5 protein-coding genes are annotated in these 8,418 nt (G+C 72.1%); 2 read left to right on the top strand and 3 right to left on the bottom strand.

Annotated features, from left to right (window positions below):
- The coding region (locus AB4039_RS40260; RefSeq protein WP_442273107.1) for a glycosyltransferase family 39 protein at positions 1-1,645 on the top strand (1,645 nt) is incomplete at its 5' end.
- A gap of 12 nt (positions 1,646-1,657) precedes the next feature.
- Here AB4039_RS40260 and AB4039_RS40255 read toward each other — a convergent pair.
- The gene (locus tag AB4039_RS40255) at positions 1,658-3,157 is read right to left on the bottom strand and encodes an LCP family protein (RefSeq protein WP_442273106.1); all 1,500 of its coding nucleotides are present in this window, start codon (positions 3,155-3,157) and stop codon (positions 1,658-1,660) included.
- A gap of 166 nt (positions 3,158-3,323) precedes the next feature.
- Here AB4039_RS40255 and AB4039_RS40250 point away from each other — a divergent pair, with 166 nt between their 5' ends.
- On the top strand, positions 3,324-4,349 hold the full coding sequence (locus AB4039_RS40250; RefSeq protein ID WP_266839404.1) for a glycosyltransferase family 2 protein: 1,026 nt from the start codon (positions 3,324-3,326) through the stop codon (positions 4,347-4,349).
- A 92-nt stretch (positions 4,350-4,441) separates the two neighbouring features.
- On the opposite strand, the gene AB4039_RS40245 is transcribed toward AB4039_RS40250, so the two are convergent.
- Positions 4,442-6,028, bottom strand: a complete 1,587-nt coding sequence (locus tag AB4039_RS40245; protein ID WP_442273105.1) for an LCP family protein — start codon at positions 6,026-6,028, stop codon at positions 4,442-4,444.
- Between the two features lie 252 nt (positions 6,029-6,280).
- Entirely contained in the window at positions 6,281-8,014 is a 1,734-nt protein-coding gene (locus AB4039_RS40240) for an LCP family protein (RefSeq protein WP_266839403.1), read from the bottom strand.
- Positions 8,015-8,418: the final 404 nt, after the last annotated feature.

Below are 8,418 nucleotides of genomic sequence, written 5' to 3'. Positions count from 1 at the left end.
GCCGCCCGCCGCCGGCCGCCCGCCCGTGGCGTACGGGCTCCGGGGCATACCCGTGCCTTACGGGGGCCCCGTAGACTGGTCCGTCGACGTCCGGCTGCTCCGCCCGAGCGACGGCCTGCCCCTCGACCGGCCCTGCCGCGGAGAACCCCTGATGCCGACTGCCACCCAGACCACCGCCGCGGCCCTGTCCGCCCCCGCCCGCCCGCGTGGGCGGCGGCCGACCGGGCCCGACTGGCTGTGGGCGGCGCTGCTGACCCTCGCGGTCACCGCCTTCGGGGGCGGCACCCCGCAGCTCTGGCGCGACGAGCTGGCCAGCTGGAACGCCGCCTCCCGCTCCACCGGCGAGCTGTTCGCGATGCTGGGTCACGTCGACGCCGTCTCCGGCCTCTACTACCTGGTGCTGCACGGCTGGGTCGCCGTGTTCGGGGACTCCGCGGCGATGCTCCGGCTGCCCTCCGCCCTGGCCATGGCCGGCTCCGCCGCCCTGGTGGTGCTGACCGCGCGGGCCCTGTTCGACCGCCGCACCGCCGTCTTCGCCGGGCTGCTGTTCGCGCTGCTGCCCGTCGTCACCCGGTACGGCACCGAGGCCCGCTCGTACGCCTTCGTCGTCCTCGCCGTCTCCGCCGCGACCTGGCTGCTGCTGCGGGCGCTGGAGCGGCCGGGTCCGGCGCGCTGGGCCGGGTACGCGGCGGCGGTCGCGGTGGCCGGGCTGCTGCACATGGTGGCCCTGCTGTTCCTGCTGCCGCACGTCATGGTCGTGGCGCTGCGCTGGTGGGGGGACCGGCGCGGGCGCACGGTGCTCTCCTTTGCCCTGGCGGCCGTCGCCGGGCTGCTGCCGGTGATTCCGCTGGTGCTGCTGGGGCGTCAGCAGGTCGGCCGGCAGATCAGCTGGATCAAGACCCCGCGGATGCGGGACATTGCGGGCCTGTGGGACAACCTCTTCGCCTCCCCGCTCGTCGGGCTCGGCATCGCCGCGCTGGCCCTGCTGCCGCTGGCCTGGAGCCGGGGCCGACGCCCCGCCGTGGAGCTGCTGCTGCTGGGCGCGATGCCGATCGTCGCCGTCTACGTGGTCTCGCAGGGCAGCACCTCGTACTTCATCGACCGCTACGTCCTGTTCACCGTGCCCGCGTGGGCGGTGCTGGCGGCCGCCGGACTGGCCGCCCTCAAGCCCCGCGCGGCCGGGGCGGCCGGGCTGGCCGCGCTGGTCCTGCTCGGCGTGCCCGACCAGCGTCACCTGCGTACCGAGCAGGCCAAGGAGACCTCCGACGGCCGGGCGGCGGCGCGGGTCATCGCGCAGGGCTACCGGCCCGGCGACGGTTTCGTGCCCGTCCGCGGCGCCGACCGGGTGTACATGGTCGACTTCCAGATCGAGTACTACCTGCCCGGCCGGGTCCGGCTCCACGACGTCTTCGCGGCCCGTTCGGCGCTGGACGCGGACGACCTCTTCCCGCGGGAGTGCGAGCGGCCCGAGCAGTGCCTCGGCGACACCCGGCGGATCTGGCTCGTCACCCGCGACACCGGCAAGGACGACCCGTACAACCGGCTGCCGGCCGAGCAGGTCCGGGCGCTGAAGGGCCACTACCGGGTCGCCTCGACGACCGAGGTGCGCGGACTGCACGTGTCCCTGCTGGAGCGGACCGGCTGAACCCGCCGGGGCTCAGCTCCCGCAGACCACCTGGTCCCCGGTGACCACGCCGAACTCGCCCTGGTACGGGTCCTCGGCCCGCACCGGCACGGCCTTCTTGAAGTCCGCGCCCGCGATCACCAGCACCGTGCGGCCCTGTCCGGCGACCGCGCGCAGCTCGCTGCCGGGCAGCGCCGTGGACACCGTCCGCGCCGAGCGGTCCCAGCGGGGGTCGTACGCGATCACCGTGCGCCGGACCTCGCGGCTGGCGCCGGCCGCCGGGGCCTGGGTGGTGTCGAAGCCGGTGGCGCGCAGGGCCGCGTCCACCCGCCCGCCGAGCCCGTCGATCCGGGTCCCGTTCTCCACCTGGACGCGGATCTGCTTCGGCGGCACGTCGACCGGGACCGGCGCGGGCCCGCGCGGGGCCTGCCCGGGGCGGGCGGGGGCCAGTGGCCGGTCCTGGCGCAGCGCCTCGAAGAGCTTGGCGGCCTTCGGCTCGTCCCACTTCACCGTGGAGCCGATGCCCTTGACCTGGAAGGAGGGGTCCCCGACCGGCACGGAGGCGAACTCCGACGAGGAGGGGGTGAATCCGCGCATGGCCTGTCCGAGCGCCAGCATCTGCTCCGACCCGAAGCCCCTGTCGGCGCGCACCGACCCCAGCAGGGTGGAGCTGACCTCCTTGAACTTCACCGGGTTCAGCAGGACGCCGCCCCCGGTGGCCTGCTTGATCAGGGCGGCGATGAACCGCTGCTGACGCTGCATCCGGCCCAGGTCGGAGGCCCCGTCCACGTGGCGCGAGCGCACGTACTGCAGGGCCTGGCCGCCGGTGAGCCGGTGGGTGCCGGGGAGCAGGTCGAGGCCGGTGTAGGTGTCGTGCATGGCCTTGGCCGTGCAGATCTCGACGCCGCCCATCGCGTCGACGGTCTTCATGAAGCTGGTGAAGTCGACCTCCAGGTAGTGGTCGATCTTCACGCGGGTCATGTTCTCGACCGTCCGTACGGTCAGGTTGGGGCCGCCCTCGGCGTAGGCGGCGTTCAGTTTCACCGGGTGGGCCTGGTGCGGTCTGCCGGTGACCAGGTCCTGGTGCGCGGGGACCTCGGCGTAGCTGTCCCGGGGCAGGCTGATGACGCTGGCCCGTTCCCTGTCGGCGGAGAGGTGGACGAGCATCACGGTGTCGGTGCAGTGGCAGGGCGCGCCGCCGAGCCGGTACTCGCGCTTCTCCTCGGGGGTGATCTTCTCGCGTCCGTCGGTGCCGACCAGCAGGAAGTTCACGCCGTGACCGGCCTGCGGGCGGTTCTTCATGTCCTTGAACGGATCGACCCGTTCGATGCCRGTGTCCAGGCCGGTCATCACCGCGTGCCCGACCGCCCCGGAGCCCAGCACCACCAGCGAGAGCACGGCCGCGATCCGCACCCCCCAGCGCGGCCGGTCGTCCCGGTGCCCGGTCCGGCGACCGCCGCCGCCGCGCGCGGACCGCGGCCGGGGCGGCTGGGAGCCGGGGGCGCGTCGGGTGGGACGGTGCGGTTGGGGCACGGGGGACACCTCCGCGGGGGCAGTGCGGGCGGATTCTTCATATTCGTCTGATTCGTCTGAACAGTAGGCCCATACGATCAGCCTCTGTCCGTACCGCTCGTCCGCCGCGCACCCGTTTCCCCCGTACGCGGTAACGTGACACCGATACCCGACCGTGAAGGACCACATGCCCGCCCAGCAGCCCGCAGTTTCGGTGATCATGCCGGTGCTCAACGAGGAGCGCCACCTGCGTGACTCCGTCCGGCACATCCTCGGACAGGAGTACGCAGGCGAGATCGAGGTGGTGATCGCGCTCGGGCCGTCCACGGACCGCACCGACGAGATCGCCGCCGAACTCGTCCGGGACGACCCGCGCGTCCACACCGTCCCGAACCCCACCGGCCGCACCCCCGCAGCCCTCAACGCCGCGATCAAGGCCTCGCGCCACCCGATCGTGGTGCGCGTCGACGGCCACGGCATGCTCTCCCCGAACTACATCGCCACCGCCGTCCGTCTCCTGGAGGAGACCGGCGCGCAGAACGTCGGCGGCATCATGCACGCCGAGGGCGAGAACGCCTGGGAGGACGCCGTCGCCGCCGCGATGACCTCGAAGATCGGTGTCGGCAACGCGGCCTTCCACACCGGTGGACAGGCCGGCCCGGCCGAGACCGTCTACCTCGGCGTCTTCCGCCGCGAGGCCCTCGAACAGCAGGGCGGGTACAACGAGGAGTTCATCCGCGCCCAGGACTGGGAGCTGAACTTCCGCATCCGCGAGGCCGGCGGTCTCATCTGGTTCTCGCCCGAGCTGAAGGTCCAGTACCGCCCGCGGCCCTCCGTACGCGCCCTCGCCAAGCAGTACAAGGACTACGGCCGCTGGCGGCACGTGGTGGCCCGCTACCACGCCGGCTCCATCAACCTGCGCTACCTGGCCCCGCCGACCGCCGTCTGCGCGATCGCGGCCGGGGTGGTCGCGGGTGTCGCCGTCAGCCCGTGGGCGTTCGCCGTCCCGGCCGGCTACCTCGCCGCGATCACCGCCGGGTCCGTCCCGGCGGGCAAGGGGCTGCCGCTGAAGGCCCGGGCGCAGATCCCCGTGGCACTCGCCACGATGCACATGTGCTGGGGCTACGGCTTCCTCACCAGTCCGCGCTCGCTCGCCCGCAAGGTCATCGCCAGCCGCCGCCCGTCGGTGCGCCGCGACCCGGCCGAGGCCTGACGGGCCGGGGCACCGACGCGAAGGGGTGACCCGGTCCGTACGGACCGGGTCACCCCTTCGACGGTGCGCGGAGCCGGCTCACCGGCGCCGCGTCACCAGCGGTACGGCTTGTAGACGTCCATGCAGGCACCGGTGTCGGAGCCGTTGATCGCGTCGGCCGTGTCCGGGATCGCACCGGCCGCCGGCGGGGTCTGCTGCGGGAAGCCGTTGCCCTCGCGCCAGTCAGCGCCCACGATCAGCGTGATCTTCGCGACCTCGTCCGACTGCTGCACCGCCGTGCCCGGGATGCCCAGGGACGCCGCCACGCTCTGCGCCTCGTCCGCCAGTTCGGGCGTCGGGTAGCGCACCACGGTGGTCTTCTCCGGGGTCAGTGCGCTGTCCGCCCGGGCCCCGGTGAAGCCCTTGGAGACCAGGACCTCCGCGATCGCGTTCGCCCGGTGGGGCGCCAGCGGCTGGCCGGCCGCGGTGCCGTTGACCACGTTGACGGGGATCTTGTCCGGGGTGGTGACCGGGGCCTTCGAGGCCTCCTGGGTGGGCTGGGCCGGCTGCTGCGAGCCTCCCGGGGCCGGCGGCGAGGCGCCCGGCGCGGGCTGGGACGCACCCGGCGCGGGCGCGGAGGCCGAGGGGCTCTGAGGGGTCTGCGGCTGGCCGTTCTTGTCGAACGCGACGTCCTTGCGGAGCATCGTCCACAGCTTGTCGGCGTCCGCCGGGTTCACGATGAGCCGGTCCACGTCCCGCGGGTCCTGGAAGGTCGGCATGGTCGTCATCGTGATGCGGTTGGTAGGGACGTCCTTGAGCTGCATGGCCAGGTTGTAGAGCTTCTTGACCGAGCCGATCTCCTCGGAGACCTCCAGCGCCTTGGTGCCCGCCTCCGCCAGGTCCGTGATCCGGCCGACGTCGGTGAAGGCGTTCTGGCTCTTGAGCTCGCGCATCATCGAGTTCATGTACATGTGCTGGGCCTGCGCCCGGCCCAGGTCGCTGCTGAACGCGTGCCGGGTGCGCAGCCACTGGAGCGCCTGCTCGCCCTTGACCCGGGTCGTGCCCTTCTGGAGCTTGAGGCCGGAGCCGCCGCCCGAGGTGGGCAGCGGCCGGTCCCAGACGTTGTCCTTGACGCAGACCGGGACGCCGCCGACGGCGTCGGCCATCTTCACGACACCGGAGAAGTCGATCATCATCCAGTGGTCGATGTAGACGTTGGTCAGCTTCTCCCAGGTGGCCAGCGTGCAGCCGGGGCCGCCGCGGCCGAGCGACTCGTTGATCATCGCGTTGGTCTTCTTGAACTTCTCGCCGGTCTTCGGATCCGTGCACTCGGGTATGTCGACCCGGGTGTCGCGCGGGATGCTCACGACCGAGGCGTTCTCCCGGTCCGCCGACACGTGCAGCAGCATCTGCACGTCCGCGAGCGGGGGGTTCCCCACGGTGTCGCGGCTGCCGCCGAGTTCCACGTTCTCAGGCTTGTTGCGGCTGTCGGAGCCGATCAGCAGGATATTCAGCGGGCGCTGGCCCTTGGCGTTGGCGTGGGTCTTCTCCACGCCGCTCTCACCGCTGAGGCGCTGCCCGCTGCGGATGTTGCCGTCGAGGTGACGGTAGTAGAGGTACCCGGCCGCCGACGTCCCCAGGATCAGGAACGCCAGTACGGACGCCACCCAGAACAGCACCCGCCGGCGCTTGCGCCGCACGGGTGTCCCACCGCCGCCCGCGGGCCGGGCGCCGCCCTGGCCCGACCGCGGTGGAGGCACCGCGCCGGAAGCGCCCGTCCCCCCGCCGGATATGCCGCCGGTGGCCTGGTCGGGCGCCCCCTCCCCCCGCACGCTGCTGTGCCTCACGCGTACCCCCCTCAAGATCACTGATGTCGGTGTTGTGCCGGGCCTACCGGCTACCGCCCGGTCGTGCGGCGGTGGGTGGGTGGCGGCGGCGTAACCGCGCTCCCGTCACTTGGCGCAGACCGCCTTGTCCGCCTCGACCCGCTGCAGCCCCTCGGGAGCCTGCTGCGGGGCGGCCGGCGCGCCGAGCGGCGTACCCGGCTCCTTGAAGTCGGAGCCGAGGGTCAGCTTCATCGGGGTCTTCGGCCCCGCGTCCACCGTGCCGACCTTCATGGCCGCGGCGGACAGCCCCATCATGTCCGCCAGCGCCCGTGCCTGGTCGGCCTGGTTGGGGGCGTACTCCAGCTGCGTGGCCGCGAGCCGCTCCGCGGCGTTGCCGTGGTTGCTCGCCTTGTAGACGCCCTTCGCGTTCTGCAGCCAGGTCAGGGTGGTGGAGGCCGATCCCGGCGGGCCGCCGCCGTTGTACACGTCCACCCGGACGTCCCCGGCGGGCGCCCGGTTCCCCTGGAGCAGCGCGTCCTGCTTGGCGCCGGCGGCCTCCTTCGCGGCGTGCTCCTTCTTCTCCACCTCGGTGAGGGAGACGTCCTCGCGGATCATCTGGAGGAGGGGGTCGGCCTGCGAGGAGTTGACGACGACGGTCGCCTTCCGGTTCGACGGCTCGTTCGGGTTGTCGACCACCGGCAGCGTCGTGAAGGTGACGTTCTTCAGGTTCATGTCCTTCAGCTCACCGGCGAGATCGGTGAGTTTGCCGATGGACCCCAGTCCCTGGTCCACGGTCAGCGACTTGGTGGCCGCCTCCGCGAGCGAGAAGAACTTCTTCGGACTGGTCAGCGTCTCCTTGGACTTCATCTCGCGCATCATCGAACTGAGGAACTGCTGCTGGGTCTTGATCCGGTCGAGATCGCTCTCGTTGCCGAAGGAGTGCCGGGTCCGTACGAAGGCCAGCGCCTGTTCGCCCTGCAGCCGGTGCTCGCCGGCCTTCAGGTTCAGCTTGGAGTCACGGTCGTTGACGTCCTTGGCCAGGCACACGGGCACGCCGCCGACCGCCGTGCTCAGGTTCTTGACCGCGTTGAAGTCGACCATCATGAAGTTGTCGACGTCGATCCCCGTGAGCTGCTTGACCGTGCGCATCGTGCAGCCCGGGTCGCGGCCCTCCTGGCCCAGACTGTTGTTGAAGCGGCTGCCCTTGGTGGCGGGGATCTGCTTCACCGAGCCGTTCGGCTGCTTCGTCGGGCAGACCGGGATGTCGGTGATCAGGTCGCGCGGGATCGACAGGGCGGTGGCGTTGCTGCGGTCCTTCGCCACGTGGAAGAGGATCGTGGTGTCGGCGTGGCCGACGCTCTCGGCGTCCCCGTAGCCCTCGTTGCCCGCGCCGCTGCGCTTGTCGGTGCCGATCACCAGGATGTTGATCGGCTGGTCCTTCTTGAAGCTGCCGCCCGCACCGTTGGTGTCGATGACCTTCAGGTTGCCGTTGAGGTGCTGGTAGTACAGGTACGACGCCAGCCCGCCGCCGACCAGCAGGAACGCCAGGGTCCCGCCGGTGACGGCCAGTGCCCTGCGCCGCCGTTTGGCTGCTCCGCCACCGCCGGGCCCGCGGGGCTTGCCGCCGCGCCTGCCGCCGGGCGGGCCTTCGCCGCGCCGGGGTTTGGGGACCGCGGGGGAGGGGGCCGCCGGCGCGGCGGGAGCCCCGGGGCGTCTGCGGGTCCTGCGGGGGGTGGCGACGGAGTGCTGCTGCGCAGCGGAATTGCCCAGTCGCAGTTCGTAGTTGCCAGTGCGGGGATTGAGGACCCACTGGTCTGCGGGGTCGATCTCGTCCGCCCGCCCACGGCTTTGCGCATCCACGGTTGCTCGAATCCTCCGTCGGTGCCTCACGACGCGCCTCCCCCCAGGCGCGCGGTCAACGATCCGGCTGCTGGTGCACGGTGTCTTCGCTTCCGGTGCACCGGATCGCTCACCCTATCCGCCCAGGTCAGCTGCAAACCATGCTGGTGACAAAATCCACTCCCCCGATAACTGCCCAAAACGCCCATCCAGTGCGGTTGGACCACCGGCTTTTGGATTGCTTTACCGGCAGTCGGCCGTGTCCGCCGTGGTTCCTGTGAAAGTCGGGTCCGGAAGGGGGGCGGGTGCGGTTCCGCTTTTCGCTCGCACAGAGTCGCGGAACACCTCGGCGGGGGAGAGCGGGGCGGGCTCCGCGGCGGCCGCGGACGCGGGCGCGGAGGTGGCCGGGGACGCGGGCGCGGAGG

Source organism: Streptomyces sp. M-16 (assembly GCF_052114405.1).
GTDB lineage: Bacteria > Actinomycetota > Actinomycetes > Streptomycetales > Streptomycetaceae > Streptomyces.
This window is presented reverse-complemented; position numbering and strand designations above follow the sequence as displayed.

Bases quoted from the DNA above. Each gene is read 5' to 3' on its own strand.
- AB4039_RS40250 (WP_266839404.1), top strand. From the start codon at position 3,324: ATGCCCGCCCAGCAGCCCGCAGTTTCGGTGATCATGCCGGTGCTCAAC.